Here is a 19,746-nt window from a genome sequence, read left to right on the forward strand (position 1 = left end):
TCCTCTTATTTTATAATCGCTTCCAATAATTTGCGATAAGCTGCGCTTTTTTTGATACACTTTTTTGCAAGTGTACCGGTTCTATCTGGAGAATTGATTGACCAAATCGAAACAAGTAGTCTGTTATAAATTCTGACTCTGATCTGTGGTATTGTCCCGTGATGAGGTAATGTTCCTGAATCGCTTCGATTTTCATCGTCGGATAGTTTTCTTTTGAAAAAATGTCCTTGCCTTTTTCATCCACCTTAATAGAAAACGATAGCAGCTGATCATTTGAGTAAAAGTTTTTTGCTTTTTCTAATGCGATTTCTAGTGGCATTGACGCAACATTTATCGTTTTATCAAGCGATTGGATTTTATCACAACGAATCACACGAATTTTTTTGCTTTCTACGTTCCAAATTCTAGCATACCACTGGCCAAACTTAGAAGATAGCTGTATAAATTGAGCGATGAGTGTTGTGTGTTCATGATTGTTATAGACGATTGTAAAAACCGTTTCCTGAAGGATTCCTTGTACGATTTCGTTTAAATGGATACTAGTGTTGCTATGATTAACTTGTTCCAACGTGATGACTTTACTCATTAATGAAAGATCTTGTTGTAGTTTTTGCGGGAGCGCTTGATTGTATTTTAATTCAAGTGTGCTACTTTCCATATTAAACGGTGTAGACTGATAGCCTTTTAGCGTCAATAAAGCAAAATACAAGGCATAAATCTCTCCTTCTGTAAATAAACCGGGCGCAATGATTCGAGTATCCAATAGTTGATATTTTCCATACCTGCCCAGTTCTGAAAAGATTGGTAAGCCAATTTCTTCAAGTGATTGTATGTCCCGCAATGCAGTACTCTTTGAAATATTGTATCGGGCCATTAATTCCTTTAAATTGAAACTCTTCTTATCTGCTAAAAAATGAATCATAGCATTGATACGCTCTGCTTTTTTCATAAATCCTCCTAAAGGTATCATCTTTTGATACCTTTAAGCAGTATACTAAACATGCAAAGAAAATAAAAGAAATGAGGAATTCACATGACATTAGAAGTTGCCATATTTTTATCCATGAACGGCCGTGCTAAAGAAGCCTTAACTTTTTATAAAAAACAGTTGGGTGCTAAAGAATTACTAGTCGTGACATACGAAGAAATGGCGCAAAGAGATCCTAGTTTTCAATTAACAGAAGAAAATAAGCACTTTATTTCTCATTCTGTTTTACAAATTGGTAAAACAAAAATAATGATTGCAGAAGAGTCAATGGATCCTACCGAAACAGTTACAATCGGTAACAATTTTTCCTTATGCATTCAAAGTGCAGACTTAGTTGAAATTCAAACACTCTATTCTAATTTAACATCAGATAAGCGTGTGAAGATCATTCTCCCATTGAATCAAATTATTTTTAGTGGTGCCTACGCTATTCTCGAAGATCCCTTTGGCGTACAAATCCAGTTGATGCATGATGAACGATTGAATCGTTAATGTGCGACAGCGCGAAAAAGAAACAGCCGTTCAAATGATTGCTCATTTGAACGGCTGTTTCTTTTCAAAAACTATTTAATCAGTACATAGTCTAAATCAACCATTTTAGCCCATGCCACAATTTGTTCTGAAGAAAGATTTAAGGAAACAACCGTATGATGGCCTCCACCATGTTCAATCCATGAATGAACACCAGCTTTAAAATCTGGTTTTACTTTCCAAAGGACACGAGCAACAGGTAAATGTGGAGCAGCCTCCGTTGGTTCAAATGCGTCTACTTCATTAATCAACAAACGATAGTGGGTCCCAAAATCTGCCATTGAAACAACTACCCCAGCTCCAGCTTTCCCATCAAAAACTAAACGAGCTGGATCTTCACGATTTCCCATACTTAAAGGTGAAACAACGATTTTAGGTTTAGTTGAAGCCAGTGTAGGATCAACTTCCATCATATGAGACTGCAAAATGGCTTCTTTTCCTGGCGTCAGTTCGTACGTGTAATCTTCCATAAATCCAGTATTTTCATTATGTGCCATGATTTTCAGCAAACGATCGATGGCCGCTGTTTTCCAATCTCCCTCGCCTGCAAAACCATACCCTTCTGCCATTAAACGTTGTACGGCAAGTCCAGGCAATTGTGACATGCCATATAAATCTTCAAAATTAGTAGAAAATGCCGAATAGTTCCCAGCTTCCAAGAAACGACGAAGGCCGATTTCGATTTTGGCTTGCTCTTTTACATGTTTAATCCAAGTCTGCTCGTCATACTCACCTAATTCAAAGGTATATAGTTCTTGGTATTCTGCAAAAGTGGCGTCGATTTCTTCCTCTGTTACTTGATCGATTTCAGCTACTAAATCACCAATCCCATAATAGTCAACAACCCAGCCAAATTGAATCTGTGCTTCAACTTTATCTCCTTCTGTCACAGCAACATGACGCATATTATCTCCAAAACGGGCAACCTTTATATTGAAACTTTCGGTGTAAGCTGCGGCTACATCCATCCATTCAGCAACTTGCTTTTGAACAGCGTCATGTTGCCAATAGCCGACGACAATTTCATTTTTAACATTTAAGCGTGCATTGATGAAACCATACTCTCGATCACCATGAGCGGCTTGATTCAAGTTCATAAAGTCCATATCGATCGTAGCCCAAGGAATGCTTTCATTGTATTGAGTGGCTAAATGTAAAAGAGGTTTTTGAAGCAACTGCGTCCCTCTGATCCACATTTTAGCAGGAGAGAATGTATGCATCCATGTAATTACACCCGCAACTTCCTCACGATAGTTTGCTTCTTTCATGATGGTTGTGATGACATCAGCAGAAACGGCTAATTCATCTTTCAAAACGATTGGATACGGTAGTTTACCACTTTCATTTAAACCATCTGCTATTTCTTGTGCATGTTTTTTTACTTCTAATAGTGTTTCTTCTCCATATAAATGTTGAGAACCTACTACAAACCAAAACTCTTTTTTCCCTGTCTTTAACATGTGGATTCCGCCTTTCGATAACTTGTTTTATTTTTGACCGTAATAAGCGTCTGTTCCGTGCTTGCGTAAATAGTGTTTATCTAAAATCCGTTGGGGTAAATTGTCAGCAAAATGGTTTAAGTCACGCGCAAACAAATTCATTTTACATACTTCATCCAACACAACGGCATTCATCACTGCACTTTTAGCATCTTTGCCCCAAGTAAACGGACCATGTCCATGTAGTAACACACCTGGTATTTCTAATGGCTGAATATTTCGTTCATTAAAGGTCTCGATGATGACGTTCCCTGTTTCAGCTTCATACCCTTGGTCGATTTCTTCTTGAGTCAAAAAACGTGTGCAGGGTATTGATCCATAAAACGTATCTGCATGGGTCGTGCCCATTGCAGGAACATCTAAGCCCGCTTGCGCCCAAATCGTAGCCCAAGTTGAATGGGTATGGACGATACCGCCGATTTCTGGAAAGTGTTGATATAGTACGGCATGTGTGGGGGTATCAGATGATGGATTGAGATTTCCCTCAATGACTTGCCCATTTAAATCACAAACGACCATATCTTGTGCTGTTAGTGTTTCATAGTCCACACCACTCGGCTTGATCACAAACAATTCTTGTTCACGATCGATTGCACTAACATTTCCCCATGTGTATTTAATCAAGCCATGTTTCGGCAATGCAAGGTTCGCTTGAAAAACTTCTTCTTTTAGCTGCTCTAACAAATTAGTCCCCTCTCTTTCTATCGTAAATGATCGACTGCTGCTTGTTCGATGGGCAAACCGTCTTTGTATCGCTCAATAAAAAGGTCAAAGCCTGCGACATCCTCTTCATTGGGAGTAACCGTTGATTCTTTAACATTGATAAATACTTTTTGCGAAAGAAACTCAGCCAATGACTCGTCTGCAGTTCTTTCACGCATATACGCCGCTAAAAGTGCCATCCCCCACGCACCACCTTCTCCAGCATTTTCCATCACTGAAACTGGTGACTTCATCACAGCTGCCACAGCTTTTTGACCAACTTCTTTGGTTTTAAACAAACCGCCATGTCCGACAACACTATCGATTTGTATCGCTTCTTCTTTTAATAAAATATCCATTCCTATTTTTAATGCGCCAAAAGCAGAATATAAATGGACTTTCATAAAGTTGGCTAAGTTAAATTTACTTTCTGGTGTGCGAACAAATACTGGCCGTCCCTCTTTGATTCCTGTAATGTTTTCACCAGAATAATACCCATAAGAAAGCAATCCACCACATTCATTATCCGCTTCAAGTGTTTTAATAAATAATGTTTCAAATAACTCAGCCATGTCGATCGAAGCGCCAATTGTTTCAGCAAATTCTTTAAATAATTGGACCCACGCATTAATATCTGATGAACAATTATTGGCATGAACCATTGCAACTAAACTACCAGATGGCGTGGTGACGATATCGATTTGCGGATACACTTTTTTCAAAGGATTCTCTAAAACGATCATGGCAAACACTGATGTCCCAGCTGAGATATTCCCCGTATGCTTTGCTACACTATTTGTCGCAACCATTCCTGTACCTGCATCACCTTCTGGCGGACAAAGAGGAATTCCAGCTTGAAGTTTGCCACTGCGATCTAAAAGCCTTGCTCCCGTTTCAGATAGCTGACCAGTCTCATCGCCTGCTAAACCTATTTCGGGTAAAAGTTCACTAATTGTCCAAGGATAATCCTTTTCACTGATCAAATCATCAAATCTATTTAACATCCCACGATCATAATTTTTTATTGTTTCATCAATCGGAAACATTCCAGATGCATCACCGATCCCAATCATTTTTTTCCCAGTTAATTTCCAATGAATATAGCCTGACAATGTTGTTAAATACGTAATATCAGCAACATGCTTTTCATCGTTCAAAATAGCTTGATACAAATGAGCAATGCTCCATCTCTGAGGAATATTGTGTTCAAATAGCATCGTCAATTCTCGTTCCGCTTGTTCTGTGGAAGCATTTCGCCAAGTTCGAAAAGGAACCAATAACGCTCCTTTCTTATCAAATGCCAAATACCCATGCATCATCCCGCTAAACCCAATTGAACCAATTGTTTTCAGGGTTTCTCCGTATTTCTCTTCAACGTCTAAAGCCATTTTTTGGTAACTTTCCTGTAAGCCTTGCCAAATAGCGTCAAGTGAATATGTCCAGTTGCCAGCTTCCAAACGATTTTCCCACTCATGACTACCTGAAGCAATTACGGAATAATGGGATCCAATCAAAACTGCCTTGATTCGAGTTGAACCAAATTCAATTCCTAATGAGGTATGTCCCTCTATGATATCCAGCTTGGGACTGTTTTTCTTTTCATCCACACAAACCCCTCCACTCATTTTATTTCGTATCGTTTCACCGAACAGGCTCTCCAAATAGCGGAAATCCTTTTTCATCCCACTCGAAAATTTGAGCTCGAGCATGACGGTTTGGATTGTTTAAGGGATCACCTGCTTTGTTTGGTTCAGGTCTGGCGTGATAGACAATTACATCTTTCTTCCCATCTTCACTGATGGTAAACGAATTATGTCCAGGTCCAAATTGTTGGTTTTTAGACGAACTTTTGAAAACTGGTTCAACTGCTTTGTTCCAAGAAAACCCATTCAATAAATCACTATTTTCATCTGCCCACAACAAACCCATCGCATAATTTTCATCTGTAGCACTCCCAGAGTAAGTAATAAAGACTTTGCCATTTCTAATAATGGCAGCTGCCCCTTCATTGACAGAAAAACCGATCTTTTCCCAAGCATATTCTGGGACAGACAACAATGTTTGTTTGCCTTTTAAGGTCCAAGGATTTTCCATTTCTGAAATGTATAAATTTGAATTTCCCGGAATCACAGGATCTTGTTGTGCCCACACGTAATATAGTCGCTCCTGATGCTCAAACATCGTACCGTCCAAACTAAAACTTTCAAACTGTGTTTTGATTTGCCCTTTTTCTATCCAATTTGTATTCATCGGATCTTCGCTATCATTTTCAATGACAAACATCCGATGATGATGATTTTCGTTACGAATTTCTTCATTATCACTGGCCGCAAAATAGATATACCATTTTCCTCTAACAAAGTGGATTTCTGGCGCCCAAATCAAACAGCTCATCGCACCTGTTTCTGGGGCCTGCCACACAGTGATTCTTTCGCCATTTTCTAAATCATTTAATGATTTAGCCCGACGTACCTCAATCGATTTATAACCAGGGACTGAACCTGTGAAATAATAATAGCCGTCTGAGTGTTTATAAACCCAAGGATCAGCTCGTTCTAAAACAATCGGATTTTTATAAATTTCTTGCGAATTTTTTCCTAACATAGAAGTTGACTCCCTCATTTTCCAATTCTGATCGTGTTCCAAGAATAAGGTGCGACAGTGATTTCAATTTGCTGATTCGCTAGACTAACACGTCCTTTTACCTCTTTTGGCTGAACACATGCTGGATTTTCTCTTGTATTTTTATCGTTCAAATTTTGGCTGGTTAATTCTGAATGAACTATTTCTCCTGTAAAGTTAAAGGTTGTATTTACGATGATTTTCTCTTCCTTAACAGAACGATTCACGACAAAACAAATCAATTCTGTTCCTGAATCTACAACAACTGAATCAATAAATGGCACGTTTTGATAACTATCTGTATTATAAACGGAACCACTTACTACACTTTGTAAAACCGTACCTTTAGCCAAGTTACTCAAATCTTTCATTACATAATAAGTTGGGTTACACCAAGATTGCCCCATTGCATCCGTCAAAATCAATGGGATCGTATTGACTAATAAAGACTGGCAAGTGATTTTGATTCGGTCCGCTCTTCTTAGAATCGATAAGCCCATCGATGCAAACAATAACGTATCTTCCATTGAAAAATGACACCAGTCAACTGGACTTCCTAGTTCAAAATCCTGGTGTTCTTTTTCTGGAAAGTTGTGAACGTTCCATTCATCAAAGGCTAAATACATCGTTTTATCGCTGCGTACTAGTGCTTTGACATAGTCACAGGTTGCAATCACAGCTTCGATCTGCTTATCAAATTCAATGGAACGTGCTAAGTAAGTAGGTGTATCATCAGGCTCTCTTGGCGCTTTTTTACTTAAATCTTCATCTTGACAACGGTCAATATAATTATGCAATGCTAAATAATCAACTGTTTCATAAGCTTGCTCTAAACTCACCCGATCCCATTCAGGATAAGAAGCTAACTTAGGCGTGGAACTACCCACTAATACCGTTTCAATCGAGTCATCCACTAATTTCATCGCTTTTGAAGACTCATTCGCTAAACGACCATATTCATACGCCGTTTTTCTTCCGACTTGCCAATGCCCATCTAGTTCATTGCCCAAACACCAAACTTTGACATTATGTGGCTGCTCAACCCCATGAGACTTTCTAAGGTCACTCCAATAAGTTCCTTCTGGGAAATTGCAATACTCCACAATATTTCGTGCATCATCGATTCCCTTTGTTCCCAAATTGATGGTCATCATTGGTTCTGAGCCAACCAATTTTAGCCATTTAAAAAATTCATTTAAGCCAAATGTATTCGGTTCAATTCCACGCCAAGCAAGTTCTAATTTTGTTTTCCGTTGTTCTATTGGGCCAATCGTATCTGTCCAATCATACCCGGAAGTAAAATTTCCACCTGGATAACGAATGATCCCTAAATTTAATGCTTTGATTTTATTTAGTACGTCTTGGCGAAATCCATGTTCATCTGCATCAGGATGATCAGGTTCGTAGATTCCTGTATAAACGACACTTCCCATATGCTCGATAAAAGAACCAAATAATCTTGGACTAATTTCGCCTATTTTGAACTGTTTATTTATTTCTATCGTTGTCGGCATAAGTTACCTCCTTCAAACTCAATTTATATCGACGATTATTTTCTTTCTACAACTTAACTTGTAGATTCCGATCACTGAAAGGATCGGCGTAAAAAAAACTGTGACTGGCAATAAAAATACGAGGAAACCATTGAGGAATAGTATCAAAACAATCACTAGATCCAAAACAAAATTCAGATACACGCTGATGACTGCTGCTTTAAACAAATCCCGTAGTGACAGCTCATGTGCTCTTCCATCTATAAAAGTCATATTGATGAAAAGAAACCCTATTATCAAACTAGCCACAATTAAACCAACGATAACGATCTTATCTTGAGCAAACATGCTAGTTAACAAGGCGAAATCAAAATAAATCACACTAAAACTTCCTAAAAACAACAGTGAGACAAACGTTCTACTGATTATTTTTTCTTTGAATTTCTTAAAAAACAAGCGCATGATACTCCCAGACTCCCCTTTATGCCACTGGTCGACTACATATATTAAGGAAACGGTCGCCCCATAAATCGTAATTAGCGGAAATGAACAGATCAGCCACAATAGACCTAATAGTATATAGTCAGTGATCACCATCATTGCCCCATAAAATCGACTATTGATCAGTTTCATTTTCTCACTCCTATTCTTTCATTCCTGACATCGCTGTACTTTGAACAAAGTATTTTTGTGCAAACATATAAATAATCAACAGCGGTAACATCGAGATTACAGTTCCCGCCATAACCGGCCCATAAAATGAAATATTTTGACCAGTAAATAATGCCAACCCTGCTGGTAATGTTCTCATCTTAGAACTGCTCGTTAATATCAATGGATACAATAAATCATTCCAGCTATTCATCAACGTAAATATTGCCAAAGAGAGCATGGTTGGTTTGCTTAAAGGCAACATGATTTTCAAAAAGATCTTAAATTCATTCAGACCATCTACACGAGCAGCCTCTTCAAGGTCTTTTGGCAATGTCACAAAAAACGACCGCATCATGAAGATTCCAAAAGCACTTGTCATTTTGGGAATGATTAAACCAGCATAGGTATCTAATAACCCTAATTTATTGATTTCAATAAATAATGGAATCATAAATACTTGAAACGGAATCATCATCGTCAATAATACAAAATAGAAAAATACTGACTTCCCTTTGAAATTCATTCGAGCAAAGGCATACCCAGCAAGTGAATCAAAGAAAACAGATGTCAACACAACCCCGCCTGAGAAAATAACCGTATTTTTGATATAATCCAATAAAGGAATCGTCGACCAAACTTTTATATAGTTTTCAAACGTATAGTTATCAGCAAAAATTTTTGGTGGAAAAGAGATGATATCTTTTTCGTATTTAAATGATGAAATCACTAACCAGATAAAAGGAAAAGCAATAATCACTAAAATGATCGTCATTGCAATTTTAGTAAAGATCGATGTCTTATTCTTTTTTTTCAGAGACTTTTTGTCTTTTTTAGCAGGACTTCTATCAAGTGTTGCAGAGTGTTCTACCAGTTCTGTCATTTTTTTCATCCCCTATTTCATTTGACGTTCTTTCCGAGTCATGTAAACATTTGCGGTAATTGCGATCATTGCAACTAATACAAACAACACGGAAGATAATGACGATGCATAGCCAAGCTCATACGGAGCTGAAAATCCTCGGCTATAAATATATTGCACCGCTGTTTCTGTTTTAAACTGAGGACCACCGCCTGTCGCTACATATACTTGGTCAAAGACTTGCATTGAGCCAATCAAATTGGTCAAAATACAAAAGCCTAATGAAGGTACAATTTGCGGCAACGTAATATTGAAAAATTGTTCTTTCTTCGTTGCACCATCCATTTCAGCTGATTCATACAATGAAGGAGAAATTCCTTGGATACTTGTTAAAAGAATCGTCATTGTCACCCCAAAGTTTTTCCAAACGGTCATAAATGCTACCGTAGGCATCGCAAGTGTAGGATCTCTGAAAAATTGGGGAATCGGCATGCCTAATTGAGAAAGTACATAGGGGATTGCACCGATATTCGGGTCTAATAACATTGAAAAAATAATGGCGATGGATGTGAGTGAGCAAATAACAGGAATATAAAAAGTAGACCGACAAAAACGATTAAACCTAGTATTTTTTGATAACAACACCGCAAATAGTAAGCCCACGATAATCTGAGCTGGTGTTTCAAGTAACGTAAAATATAACGTATGGATCAATGATCTAACAGCTCGTTCATCTTGAAAAACACGGATAAAATTATCAAAACCAGTAAATGTTGTATTCGTAAAGAAAATATTTATTTTAAAGAAGCTAAGTGCAAACGTTCCAATCAGTGGAATCACTGTAAAAAACAGTAAAACCAAAATGGACGGTGCGAGAAAAAGATACCCCGCCCGACTCGGCTTATTCCAATACGTTGAAAGTGATGTCCTATAGTTTTTCATCTGTTTTCCATCCCCTTTTGCGAGTATGTAGTAAAACAATTGAGCGAAAACACACTCATTTGTTACTCTTTAATGCGTGTGTTTTGCGCAAGTTTTATTTAGTTGTTTGCTAGCATATCATTGATTGCTTTATCCGCATCTTTCATTAATTTTTCAGGATCGTCACCAGCTAATAATTTTTCAATCAATGGATTCATAATGTCATTATTGATGGAAGGCAGTTGATCAAAACCTGGCAAGAATGGTTTAGCAAACTCAATTTGTTTGCCTAACTCAGATACGATTGGGTCAGCCTTGACTTCAGCATCTTCACTGACAGATTTCAAATATGGCGGGAAGCCATTTTCCATACTCCATTTTTTACCGATTTCAGTTGTATTCCAGTATTTGATGAATTCATAAATCGCTTCTTTTTTTGAATCATCTGTACTTGCTGGAATCCCAAAACCTACACCGTCTAAAATCGCATGTTCGTCTTTCCCAGCAATAAGTTGTGGAATCGTCGTAACACCATAATTGATTTCATTTTTCTTCAGTCCGTTGTTCAACCAAGGTCCATTTAATTCGATTGCCAATTGTCCAGCATTCATCAAATTATCCATTTCAGCCCCAGAAATTGATTCTGGCCCTGTTTTGTCTGTGTGGATCATCGTTTGAATTTTTTTCAGTACAGCTAATGTTTCAGGAGAAGCAAATTCTGACTTCGTATAATCATCATTTACTAATTTGCCGCCATTCGCTAAAATCCAGTTATATAAAGGAGCGGTGCCATCTTTATTAAAAACAAAACCAGAAACATTTTTAGACGTATCTGTCAGTTTTGGTGCCATTTCAGTTAACTCATCCCAAGTTTTTGGCGGCTTATTTTCATCTAGGCCAGCAGCTTTAAATAGGTCTTTGTTCCAGTAGGTATACATTCCTTGCACTTGCATGGGAATATAATATTGCTGTTCATCGACCGTCCCTAATTCTAAAGCGGTTTTCGTAAAATCAGATTTATCTACGCCTTTGTACTCCCAAAAGTCATCTAATGGTTGTACTGCGCCATTCTTAACATATTGAGCAAAGTCTCCGTAATTCAGCAACATAAAGTCAGGACCCGTTTTAGATGAAATGGCTGGAGGAAGCTTTTCATTTAAGTTCGCCCAAGTCATAACATCCATTTCGATCGTGATACCCTTATCATTTTCTTTGTTAAAGTCGTTTACGATTCCTTGAAGTATCTCCCCATCAGATGCCGTGAAGCCATTCCAAAATGTCAATTTCGTTTTGCCGTCAGCAGATTCCGCAGCTTTTTTATCGCTACCTCCTCCACATGCACTTAACAATAATAGACTGCATCCTAACACAAGTGACGTTCCTAAAATTTTTTTCCATGCTTTCATCTTTTTTCTCTCCCTAGTTAATTTAGTAGTTAAACCTTAGTCAAAACCATTAACCGAAACCAAAATTCTCCTCCTTCATTTCATTTACAACTAAATAATATACCTAATTGCAAACGCTGTCAATAATAATTATATGAATTAATTTATTTATTTTTATACATAATTAATATTTATATTAAACGTTTACAAATTTAAATTCAGATGTTACCATGTACATAAATAAAACTATGAATAGGTGGGGTTGTATGCAACTAGATATTTCAGATGAATCTTTATTAACGTATGAAGCATTAGCAAGTTCAGTCAGATTACACATCATTCGACTGCTGTCAGAGAAAAAAATGAACAACAAAGAGTTAGCGAAAGAATTGAATTTAAGTAGCGCGATTGTAACGATGCATATCAACAAACTTGAAGACGCCCATCTCATCAAAACCGAACGCGTTGGGCAACAAAAAATTTCTAGTTTAAAAGTGGATAACATCGAAATTAGTTTTCCTGAGAAAATTTTCCATGCTTTCGATACATATGAAACATCAATCCCTGTCGGCTTGTATACAAACTATCAGGTAAAACCAACCTGCGGCTTAGCCACTGAATCAAATCGAGTCGGCATTTTTGATGAGCCGAAATACTTTATGGATCCAGAAAGAATGAACGCCAAAATATTATGGTTTACCGAAGGCTTTGTAGAATATCAAATCACGAACTTTTTACAACCAGATGACACACTGGAAATGTTGGAAATTTCTTTTGAGATTTCTTCAGAGTTTCCATTTGCCAATAACGAATGGCCTTCTGATATTACTTTCACATTGAATGATGTTGAACTAGGTACTTGGACTAGTCCTGGAGATTTTTACGATGCTCGAGGAAAACTAACACCTGATTGGTGGGAAGATCATCTGAATCAATATGGTTTGCTCAAAACGATTCGCATCACAAACCATGGGACCAATGTAGACAGTAATATCCTTTCAGCTGTCACGATAGCGGATATCAAAAGTGAGATGGATACGTGGAAGCTAAAAATCGAAGTAAAAGAAGACGCTGAAAACAGAGGCGGCTGTACTTTATTTGGTCGCGGGTTCGGTAATCACGATCAAGATATTAGAGTTAAAATGTATTATCGTTAAGCGTTTGTAACCCAAAAAAAGCGGCTGAAAAGACATCGCAAACGATGCCTTTTCAACCGCTTCTTTTTCGAAGGCTATCACCAATTGCCAATGGGGCATTTTTTCTCTGCTAAACTGGCTCGAAATTCATAAAAACACCCGCATTTTAAACAAGTATGCTCGACTTTGAAAGGACACGACTCACACATTTTCATACGCTGTTCTTTCATTGCTGTGCCAGCTAAATGAGACTCTACAAGAAGTTGTTCTGCTATTATTTGCTGTACATCAATGTTCACTGTCGTTTCTTTGATTTCACAACCAAGGCAACTCATCCTATTCGACCACGATCGTTACCACTGACATGGGTGGAACAATCGTCTGAATCGTTTCGTTCACAATCGTTACTTCTTGAAATTCTTCAACACTAATCGTCTCAGGATGATCAAAATCGTTGTGAGCATCCATGACTTTCGCTGCGATGAACTTTGCCTCTACAAGTTTCATGTCACTACTCCCTGTAAAGAAAAGCTCTTTAGACTCTGCTAATGAAAAATTACAGATTGAAATAGTCAGTTGGTTGGATTTCTTAGAAATCGTGTAGGAAATCGTCTCACTTTCATCCCCATAGCTATCAATTCGTTCTCCATCTTGATGATTTTTATACAGATCAAATACATGATATGTTGGTGTTTTGATCATATTTTCTCCATCTGTCAATAGCATTGCTTGCAGCACATTAACTGTTTGGGCGATGTTGGCCATATGCACACGATCCGCATGTTTATGGAAAATATTCAATGTGACAGCTGTAACCATTGCATCACGAATCGTATTTTGCTGATAAAGAAAACCTGGATTTGTACCTGGTTCTACTGCTAACCAAGAGCCCCATTCGTCGACAATCAAACCAATACGCTTTTCAGGATCGTATTTATCCATAATCGTAGTATGCTTCGTAATTAGTTCATCCATTTTTTGGGCACTTTCAATCAGTGACCACCACTGCGCTTCTGGGAAATTTAATGCCGAGCCTTTTTCCTCCCACGCTCCTGTTAAAGCATAATGATGCAAGCTAATACCGTCCATAAAAGGAGCGGCGATCTTCAATACTTGTTCCATCCAATTGTAATCATCGATATTAGGACCACATGCGATTTTGTAAATTTTCTCTTCGCCGTATTGTCTAACATACGTTTGATAGCGACGGTATAAATCTGCATAGTATTCAGGTCGCATATTTCCGCCGCAGCCCCAGCTTTCATTTCCCACACCAAAAAATGTAACGTTCCACGGTTCAGCTTGATGATTTTCTTTTCTTAAATCAGCCATAGGTGATGTACCGTTCATCGTCATGTATTCAACCCATTCTTGCATTTCTTGAACCGTACCACTCCCAACATTCCCATTGATATACACTTCACAGCCTAGTTGTTCTGTCAGCTCAAAAAATTCATGCGTGCCAAAATGATTGTTTTCCGTCAAACCACCCCAATGTGTATTGACCATCTGTTTCCGTGTTTCTTTCGGACCGATGCCATCTTTCCAATGATACTCATCAGCGAAACAGCCTCCTGGCCAACGTAAGACTGGCACTTGAATAGTTTTTAACGCAGCTACTACATCTGACCTTATTCCATTTTTATTAGGAATTGGCGATTCTTCTCCTACCCAGATCCCTTCATAAATACAACGGCCTAAATGTTCAGCAAATTGACCATAAATGTATTTACTGATTTTAGTGCCAGCTTTATTGGGCGTCATGAAAATTTTCATTTTACTCATCCTCTGTATTGATTTTATTTTTTACTACCCCAAATCGTTTCATTATTATTACCGATTGCTGAAAAGGTCACCACGATTTTAGCATTAGTACCTTCATCACTTTGCTTCGTCAAAACACCTGTATACGTTACACCATTCACGACAAGTTGAATACCAGATCTAGCTGACGTTTGCTTCCAAGTTCCCGTAACAGCTCCAGTGATTTTACCATCTGATGTCAATTGAATCGTTTTTGTCGGTAAAACAGTCGTGCCATTATCTGTTCCATGCTGAATAAACTGATAGGAGCCTGCAATCTCTGATGAAGCAACGGTTCTTGATTCTCCTTTACGATATTCATATGGTGTTGTAACAGGCCAGCCTGCTTCATTCATGTACATGGTGTGGATTCTAACTTCATGATTTTCCGCTCCCGTATTAAATCTTGTATGGTAGGCTAAATACCATTGCCCGTTTTGACTGATGATCGCCGAATTATGGCCTTGTGCTTTGTAAGCTACCGTCATTTGTTCGAATTGATAATTGCCCATTACTTTTACACCATAATCGCTGTTGACAGAATCTTTGGTAAATAAAGGTGTATTTCCTTTTGCATCAACATATGGACCATCAGGAGTTTTAGAACGGAATAAGCGCATATTATACCCACCATCGGCAAATAATCCACCATAAGTTTCAAATAAATAATAATAGCCAACAGAGCGATCATAAACGATAAAAGGACCTTCACCTGATTGATGATAGCCACCTGCCAATTTCACACCAAAATAACGATCGATTGGCTGCCCTGATGGTTTAACTGAATCTTTCCCAGGATAGATTGGATTCCCTGTTGTTTGATCGATTTCCAATAGAAAAATCCCCCCCGACCATGAACCATACGTCATCCAAAGCTTTCCTTCTTGATCATGAAAAAGAGCTGGATCGATTGCATTTGGCGCATAATCCGTATTGTATGTGACGCCGTTATCTTTGCTCCAATTTTGACTGAAACCAGAGAGTTCTCCATTTTTGATCAATTGACTAACATTCGTATTTTGATAATTGGTATTACGAGTACTGCCATCAGTAGCATCTTTTTCGGTAAAACCAGAGTATATAATTGTATTGCCATAGGTAAACGGTCCTTCTATTGATTTAGAAACTGCGTACCCAATACACGAACGACGCCAAGTAGAAGAGGTGGAGTAATAATACATATAGGCTCCCTTTTCACCATTTGGCCATTCGTACTTTTCATTCCAAATCACATCCGGCGCCCAAATTGCATACCCACCTTTTGAATTGGCATCATCATATCCCGCCCATTTGAAAGACTCTTTTAAATTTTCTTTTAGATTCCCCAACATCAAATTATTACTTGGATTTTCATACTCTGTTGTAAAAGGAATATCCCACGTCTGGAAATTTGTTGTTTTCGCTTGCGCTAAGTGACTGCCAAAAATATAAAAGGTTTCTTTGCCATCTTTAACGATAGAGGTGATTGAGGGATCATGAACTGACACTCTATTTGCTGAATGAGTTGTCCACTCTTTAGCAACTACTTCACTCACATTCCAAGTACTAAAAACAACACCAGAAAAGACGACAGCAATAACAGCTAACAGCAATTTTTTCACTTTATTTTCCTTCTTTCCTTTTTAATTACTATATGATTTTTCTTGTAGTATCATCCGAATTGCTTTATTTTTTGAACAATACAATACAGTTGCCACTAAATAAAAGACCAAACCAATTAAATCAAAAGACATGAATTGAATTCCTGTAACAGCCCATAACCAAACAATGACCCGTTTATCGATTTGATTCACCGTAAAATTTTTCGCAACAAACAAATTAATGATTCCTATCGTTAACATAAATAACCCAAAAATCATGATCACTTTAGTAATAGAGTCCACCATTGTGCTGTTAATATAGGTTAGCTGATGCTTATTTTCTAAGACCGAAATACCAGATTTTTTAAACCAAGATGAGTAACCTAAAATGGTAAAACTGGCAGTGATAATATTCCAAATGGCGCCACAATACACTAAACATTTTTCTACATTTCTGTTCATGCCGCTATTCACCTACCCTTTCACACCAGCATTTAAATTCATAGATTGGACAAAATACTTTTGGGCAAATAAAAACAATAACATCGTTGGAATAATTGCCAAAAATGCTGATCCCATCAGTTGTCCGATCATTCGATAATTACCATAAATATCCTGTAACAACAATAATCCAGCTGTGATCGGCATTTTTTCAACATCACTGTACACAATCACTGGCCACAAAAAATCATTCCAAGACCCTGTAAAAGAAAACAAACCCGTTACGATCAAAACTGGCTTGATCATCGGCAAAATGATTCGCGAATAAATCGTAAATTCACCCGCTCCATCCACTCGGGCTGATTCATCAAATTCTTTTGGAATCCCTTTCATAAATTGTCTAACCAAAAATATATTGCCCATTCCGGCCAGTCCAGGAATAATCATTGCTAAAGGGGAATTGACCCAACCAAACGTTTCGATTATTTTATATGAAGGAATCAAATTCACAACACCAGGAAACATCGAAATACCTAACAATAAAAAAAATAGCTGATCGCGATATTGAAAGCGCAATCGTGAATAGCCATAGGCTGTTAAAGAAACGACAATCACCACTAAAATTGTATGACTGACGGCTATGAACAGTGAATTACCTAGCCATTGTAAAATCGGAGCTGTTGAAGTATTTTCCAAAATCGCTATATAATTATCAACGATCCAGTCAACAGGCAACAGACGAAAGCCAGAAGATACGAGCTCACTTTGAGAACGAAAGGAGGTCATCAAACCAAAAATGATCGGCACGATCCAAATAACACAAAGCACACTTAAAAAAATATAAGCAAGCCATTTACTAATAGTTCCGTTTTTCTTCATTTGTTCCTCCTCCTATTCTGCGTTTTTATTCATGACATAATACTGGAAACCAGAAATAACTAAAATGATCAACCCTAACAGCACCGCCATCGCAGAAGCCATCCCAGCAATCGATTCTCCATGTCCAAAGGCAAGTGTACGAATATACATCATTAACACATGAGTGCTTTGTTTAGGTCCACCTTTTGTCATCATCAACGGCTGCGCAAACACATTAAAACAACCTGCCGTCGTCATTACCAATGTATAAATCAATGGAAATTTGATGGATGGCAATGTAATATTCAAAAATTTCCGAAAAGAACCCGCACCATCGATTTCAGCAGACTCATACAAATCAGGAGAAATACCAGCAATTGCGGCCCGATAGATGATCATATTTCCACCAATGCCGCCCCATAAACTGACGATGATAACTAAAAACCAAGCAAAAGGCTGTTCTGATGCCCACGAAATACTTAACCCAAATAAATTATTGGCAATTCCTAATTTGGAATGGAACATCAACGACCAGATCAACGCAGCAGCGGAAATAGATACGAGACCTGGTATATAGAGAATCCCCTGAAATACGCTCTTGAACCGAACCTTTTTATTTTCCAATGCAACAGAGATCAACAACGGAATCAAAATTAGTAATGGAACCATCAAAACAACATATAATAGCGTGTTTTTTAATCCATTTGTAAATTGAAAATGAAACGTAGAGGACTGATCAAATAACAGCGTCTTATAATTTTCTAACCCCACCCACTGTGGGTCACCAATCAGATTCCATTTCGTAAAAGAGGCATAAATTCCATAAACTGTCGGTAAACAAATAAAAACAAAAAATAATAACAAATGGGGGCCAATATATAGAATCGGCTTTAAATTCACCTTTTTTTTCATATTAAAAAGACTCCTTTCTCATAGAAAAGATAGAAAAGCAACTCTTAACAACTGTTTAACAAAACCAAGAGTTGCTTTACTTTTTAACCATTCAGTTCACATGATGGATGGCTTTATTTTTCTTTACTAGTATCGCCTTCTGCAATTTTATCTTCTACAAATTTTTGCATCGTAGTAAGACCTTCATCAATGGTTGTGTCACCATAAATAATATCTAAGCCATACGTATCAAGGGCTTCTTGAATATACGGATAATATTCATACGTGAAAATATGCAAAGAATCGAGTTCTTTTTGATTCGAGGTGAAATAAGATTGTTTGTAGTTTTTAAATTCTGGACTCTCAACAACTTCCTTACTCGCCACAATTTGACCTGCTTTTGCCCATTCAATCGAATTTTCACGAACATACTCTAAGAAATCAGCGATACCTTTTTCTTTTTCATCTGTTCTGGCTTCATTTTTAAGCATGGAAAACATATGTGAAGAAGCTCTGTTGGTGAATTTATCAGGAGAAAAAGCATAGATATTTGTTACACCGTAATTCAATCCATCCACTTCATCATGGGCTGTAGACGTCCACGTTCCATCTGTCGAAAATAAAACATTTCCTGATTGAAACATCAAATAGCCATCTTCACCATTTGGCGTCATAAGTCCTGCATCGACAATTTTTTTGATAGATTCAAACGTTTGCTTCATTTCAGGTGTATTCACTGCTGGTTGACCATCCTTTTGAATATCTCCGCCCAAGTTGATCACCTCGGCTAAGATTACCCATGAAAGCAAGGCATTATTCACTAAGTAGTCACCATCATCTAGCTTCCCTTTTAAAGACATCATCTCATCAAACGTTACAACATTGTCGTCTAAAAAATGTTCCGCACCATATTTTTTTAATAAGTCCTTGTTATAATACATAGCGCTTGAATGGATATCCAATGGCACCGTAAATTGAACATCTCCTACAGTACCAGCAGTCCACGCTTGTGGCAGATAGTTTTCAGCGTTGATTTCCTTCTTTTCTTTTAGAACTTCAGTCATTGGTTCGAGCATATCTGCTTTAACAAATCCAGGAACACGGTCTGCATGGATCAAGGTTAAATCCGGTACATCTTTTTTAGAATTAAGTACAGTATAAATTTTCGTGTACATATCGGATGTAACGACTGATTTGACTGGAAACTCAGGTTCCGTTTTGTTATAGGCTTTGACCATATTATCCATATAAGCGCCATCGTCTCCGGTTAAAGGGTTCCAGAAAACGATTGTATTCGGATCTTCTTTTTTACCACACCCAGAAAAAACTAAAATAGTCGCAATGGCAACAATACTCAAACGAATCCATTTCTTAAAAACCATC

General features: G+C 37.7%; 19 protein-coding genes. 2 read left to right on the top strand and 17 right to left on the bottom strand.

The features are described from left to right. Positions 1–10 precede the first annotated feature (10 nt). On the bottom strand, positions 11–949 hold the full coding sequence (locus tag I586_RS03235) for a helix-turn-helix transcriptional regulator (RefSeq protein WP_010764602.1): 939 nt from the start codon (positions 947–949) through the stop codon (positions 11–13). Between the two features lie 84 nt (positions 950–1,033). On the opposite strand from I586_RS03235, the gene I586_RS03240 reads away from it, so the two are divergent. Continuing rightward, complete coding sequence (locus I586_RS03240) at positions 1,034–1,480, top strand: VOC family protein (protein ID WP_010764601.1); 447 nt, start codon at positions 1,034–1,036, stop codon at positions 1,478–1,480. A gap of 71 nt (positions 1,481–1,551) precedes the next feature. Here I586_RS03240 and araA read toward each other — a convergent pair whose 3' ends face one another. From araA to I586_RS03285, 9 genes are all read right to left on the bottom strand, one after another. After that, positions 1,552–2,979 (bottom strand): L-arabinose isomerase, encoded by a 1,428-nt coding sequence (araA, locus tag I586_RS03245; protein WP_010764600.1) that lies wholly within the window; start codon positions 2,977–2,979, stop codon positions 1,552–1,554. A 27-nt stretch (positions 2,980–3,006) separates the two neighbouring features. Beyond that, the gene (locus I586_RS03250) at positions 3,007–3,702 is read right to left on the bottom strand and encodes an L-ribulose-5-phosphate 4-epimerase (protein ID WP_010764599.1); all 696 of its coding nucleotides are present in this window, start codon (positions 3,700–3,702) and stop codon (positions 3,007–3,009) included. 17 nt (positions 3,703–3,719) lie between these two features. Further along, the gene (locus I586_RS03255; protein WP_010764598.1) at positions 3,720–5,327 is read right to left on the bottom strand and encodes a xylulokinase; all 1,608 of its coding nucleotides are present in this window, start codon (positions 5,325–5,327) and stop codon (positions 3,720–3,722) included. A 34-nt stretch (positions 5,328–5,361) separates the two neighbouring features. Further along, the gene (locus tag I586_RS03260; protein ID WP_010764597.1) at positions 5,362–6,324 is read right to left on the bottom strand and encodes a glycoside hydrolase family 43 protein; all 963 of its coding nucleotides are present in this window, start codon (positions 6,322–6,324) and stop codon (positions 5,362–5,364) included. 14 nt (positions 6,325–6,338) lie between these two features. Next, positions 6,339–7,856, bottom strand: a complete 1,518-nt coding sequence (locus tag I586_RS03265; protein WP_010764596.1) for an alpha-N-arabinofuranosidase — start codon at positions 7,854–7,856, stop codon at positions 6,339–6,341. A gap of 18 nt (positions 7,857–7,874) precedes the next feature. Next, positions 7,875–8,468: a DUF624 domain-containing protein gene (locus I586_RS03270; RefSeq protein ID WP_010764595.1), complete on the bottom strand. Its 594-nt coding sequence runs from the start codon at positions 8,466–8,468 to the stop codon at positions 7,875–7,877. A gap of 10 nt (positions 8,469–8,478) precedes the next feature. Further along, positions 8,479–9,369 carry a carbohydrate ABC transporter permease gene (locus I586_RS03275; RefSeq protein WP_010764594.1) on the bottom strand — a complete coding sequence of 297 codons (891 nt, stop codon included), beginning with the start codon at positions 9,367–9,369 and terminating at the stop codon, positions 8,479–8,481. Positions 9,370–9,381: 12 nt separating this feature from the next. Next, entirely contained in the window at positions 9,382–10,290 is a 909-nt protein-coding gene (locus tag I586_RS03280; RefSeq protein ID WP_010764593.1) for a carbohydrate ABC transporter permease, read from the bottom strand. 98 nt (positions 10,291–10,388) lie between these two features. Beyond that, the gene (locus I586_RS03285; RefSeq protein WP_010764592.1) at positions 10,389–11,675 is read right to left on the bottom strand and encodes an ABC transporter substrate-binding protein; all 1,287 of its coding nucleotides are present in this window, start codon (positions 11,673–11,675) and stop codon (positions 10,389–10,391) included. 245 nt (positions 11,676–11,920) lie between these two features. Here I586_RS03285 and I586_RS03290 point away from each other — a divergent pair, with 245 nt between their 5' ends. Next, a complete protein-coding gene (locus I586_RS03290; RefSeq protein WP_010764591.1) occupies positions 11,921–12,811 on the top strand; it encodes an ArsR/SmtB family transcription factor in 891 nt (296 codons plus the stop codon). 77 nt (positions 12,812–12,888) lie between these two features. Here the strand turns inward: I586_RS03290 and I586_RS17430 are convergent, their stop codons facing one another. The 7 genes from I586_RS17430 to I586_RS03325 form a co-directional block, all read right to left on the bottom strand. Further along, positions 12,889–13,125 carry a DUF6171 family protein gene (locus tag I586_RS17430; RefSeq protein WP_034701436.1) on the bottom strand — a complete coding sequence of 79 codons (237 nt, stop codon included), beginning with the start codon at positions 13,123–13,125 and terminating at the stop codon, positions 12,889–12,891. Between the two features lies 1 nt (position 13,126). Then, positions 13,127–14,566, bottom strand: coding sequence for an alpha-N-arabinofuranosidase (locus I586_RS03300; RefSeq protein WP_010764590.1), 1,440 nt, complete (start codon positions 14,564–14,566; stop codon positions 13,127–13,129). Positions 14,567–14,589: 23 nt separating this feature from the next. Further along, positions 14,590–16,194, bottom strand: coding sequence for a glycoside hydrolase family 43 protein (locus I586_RS03305; RefSeq protein WP_010764589.1), 1,605 nt, complete (start codon positions 16,192–16,194; stop codon positions 14,590–14,592). Between the two features lie 21 nt (positions 16,195–16,215). Next, a complete protein-coding gene (locus I586_RS03310; protein ID WP_010764588.1) occupies positions 16,216–16,635 on the bottom strand; it encodes a hypothetical protein in 420 nt (139 codons plus the stop codon). A gap of 12 nt (positions 16,636–16,647) precedes the next feature. Then, positions 16,648–17,493: a carbohydrate ABC transporter permease gene (locus I586_RS03315; protein ID WP_010764587.1), complete on the bottom strand. Its 846-nt coding sequence runs from the start codon at positions 17,491–17,493 to the stop codon at positions 16,648–16,650. A gap of 12 nt (positions 17,494–17,505) precedes the next feature. Beyond that, positions 17,506–18,384, bottom strand: coding sequence for a carbohydrate ABC transporter permease (locus tag I586_RS03320; RefSeq protein ID WP_010764586.1), 879 nt, complete (start codon positions 18,382–18,384; stop codon positions 17,506–17,508). A 113-nt stretch (positions 18,385–18,497) separates the two neighbouring features. Beyond that, positions 18,498–19,745 (bottom strand): extracellular solute-binding protein, encoded by a 1,248-nt coding sequence (locus I586_RS03325; RefSeq protein ID WP_010764585.1) that lies wholly within the window; start codon positions 19,743–19,745, stop codon positions 18,498–18,500. Position 19,746: the final 1 nt, after the last annotated feature.

It is taken from the genome of Enterococcus moraviensis ATCC BAA-383, assembly GCF_000407445.1.
In the GTDB taxonomy this organism is placed as follows: domain Bacteria; phylum Bacillota; class Bacilli; order Lactobacillales; family Enterococcaceae; genus Enterococcus_L; species Enterococcus_L moraviensis.

Coding starts and splice junctions, on each gene's coding strand:
- I586_RS03325 (WP_010764585.1), bottom strand. CDS start 19,745: ATGGTTTTTAAGAAATGGATTCGTTTGAGTATTGTTGCCATTGCGACT.
- I586_RS03235 (WP_010764602.1), bottom strand. CDS start 949: ATGAAAAAAGCAGAGCGTATCAATGCTATGATTCATTTTTTAGCAGAT.
- I586_RS03240 (WP_010764601.1), top strand. CDS start 1,034: ATGACATTAGAAGTTGCCATATTTTTATCCATGAACGGCCGTGCTAAA.
- I586_RS03280 (WP_010764593.1), bottom strand. CDS start 10,290: ATGAAAAACTATAGGACATCACTTTCAACGTATTGGAATAAGCCGAGT.
- I586_RS03300 (WP_010764590.1), bottom strand. CDS start 14,566: ATGAAAATTTTCATGACGCCCAATAAAGCTGGCACTAAAATCAGTAAA.
- I586_RS03310 (WP_010764588.1), bottom strand. CDS start 16,635: ATGAACAGAAATGTAGAAAAATGTTTAGTGTATTGTGGCGCCATTTGG.
- I586_RS03270 (WP_010764595.1), bottom strand. CDS start 8,468: ATGAAACTGATCAATAGTCGATTTTATGGGGCAATGATGGTGATCACT.
- I586_RS17430 (WP_034701436.1), bottom strand. CDS start 13,125: ATGAGTTGCCTTGGTTGTGAAATCAAAGAAACGACAGTGAACATTGAT.
- araA (WP_010764600.1), bottom strand. CDS start 2,979: ATGTTAAAGACAGGGAAAAAAGAGTTTTGGTTTGTAGTAGGTTCTCAA.
- I586_RS03275 (WP_010764594.1), bottom strand. CDS start 9,369: ATGACAGAACTGGTAGAACACTCTGCAACACTTGATAGAAGTCCTGCT.
- I586_RS03290 (WP_010764591.1), top strand. CDS start 11,921: ATGCAACTAGATATTTCAGATGAATCTTTATTAACGTATGAAGCATTA.
- I586_RS03285 (WP_010764592.1), bottom strand. CDS start 11,675: ATGAAAGCATGGAAAAAAATTTTAGGAACGTCACTTGTGTTAGGATGC.
- I586_RS03320 (WP_010764586.1), bottom strand. CDS start 18,384: ATGAAAAAAAAGGTGAATTTAAAGCCGATTCTATATATTGGCCCCCAT.
- I586_RS03315 (WP_010764587.1), bottom strand. CDS start 17,493: ATGAAGAAAAACGGAACTATTAGTAAATGGCTTGCTTATATTTTTTTA.
- I586_RS03260 (WP_010764597.1), bottom strand. CDS start 6,324: ATGTTAGGAAAAAATTCGCAAGAAATTTATAAAAATCCGATTGTTTTA.
- I586_RS03265 (WP_010764596.1), bottom strand. CDS start 7,856: ATGCCGACAACGATAGAAATAAATAAACAGTTCAAAATAGGCGAAATT.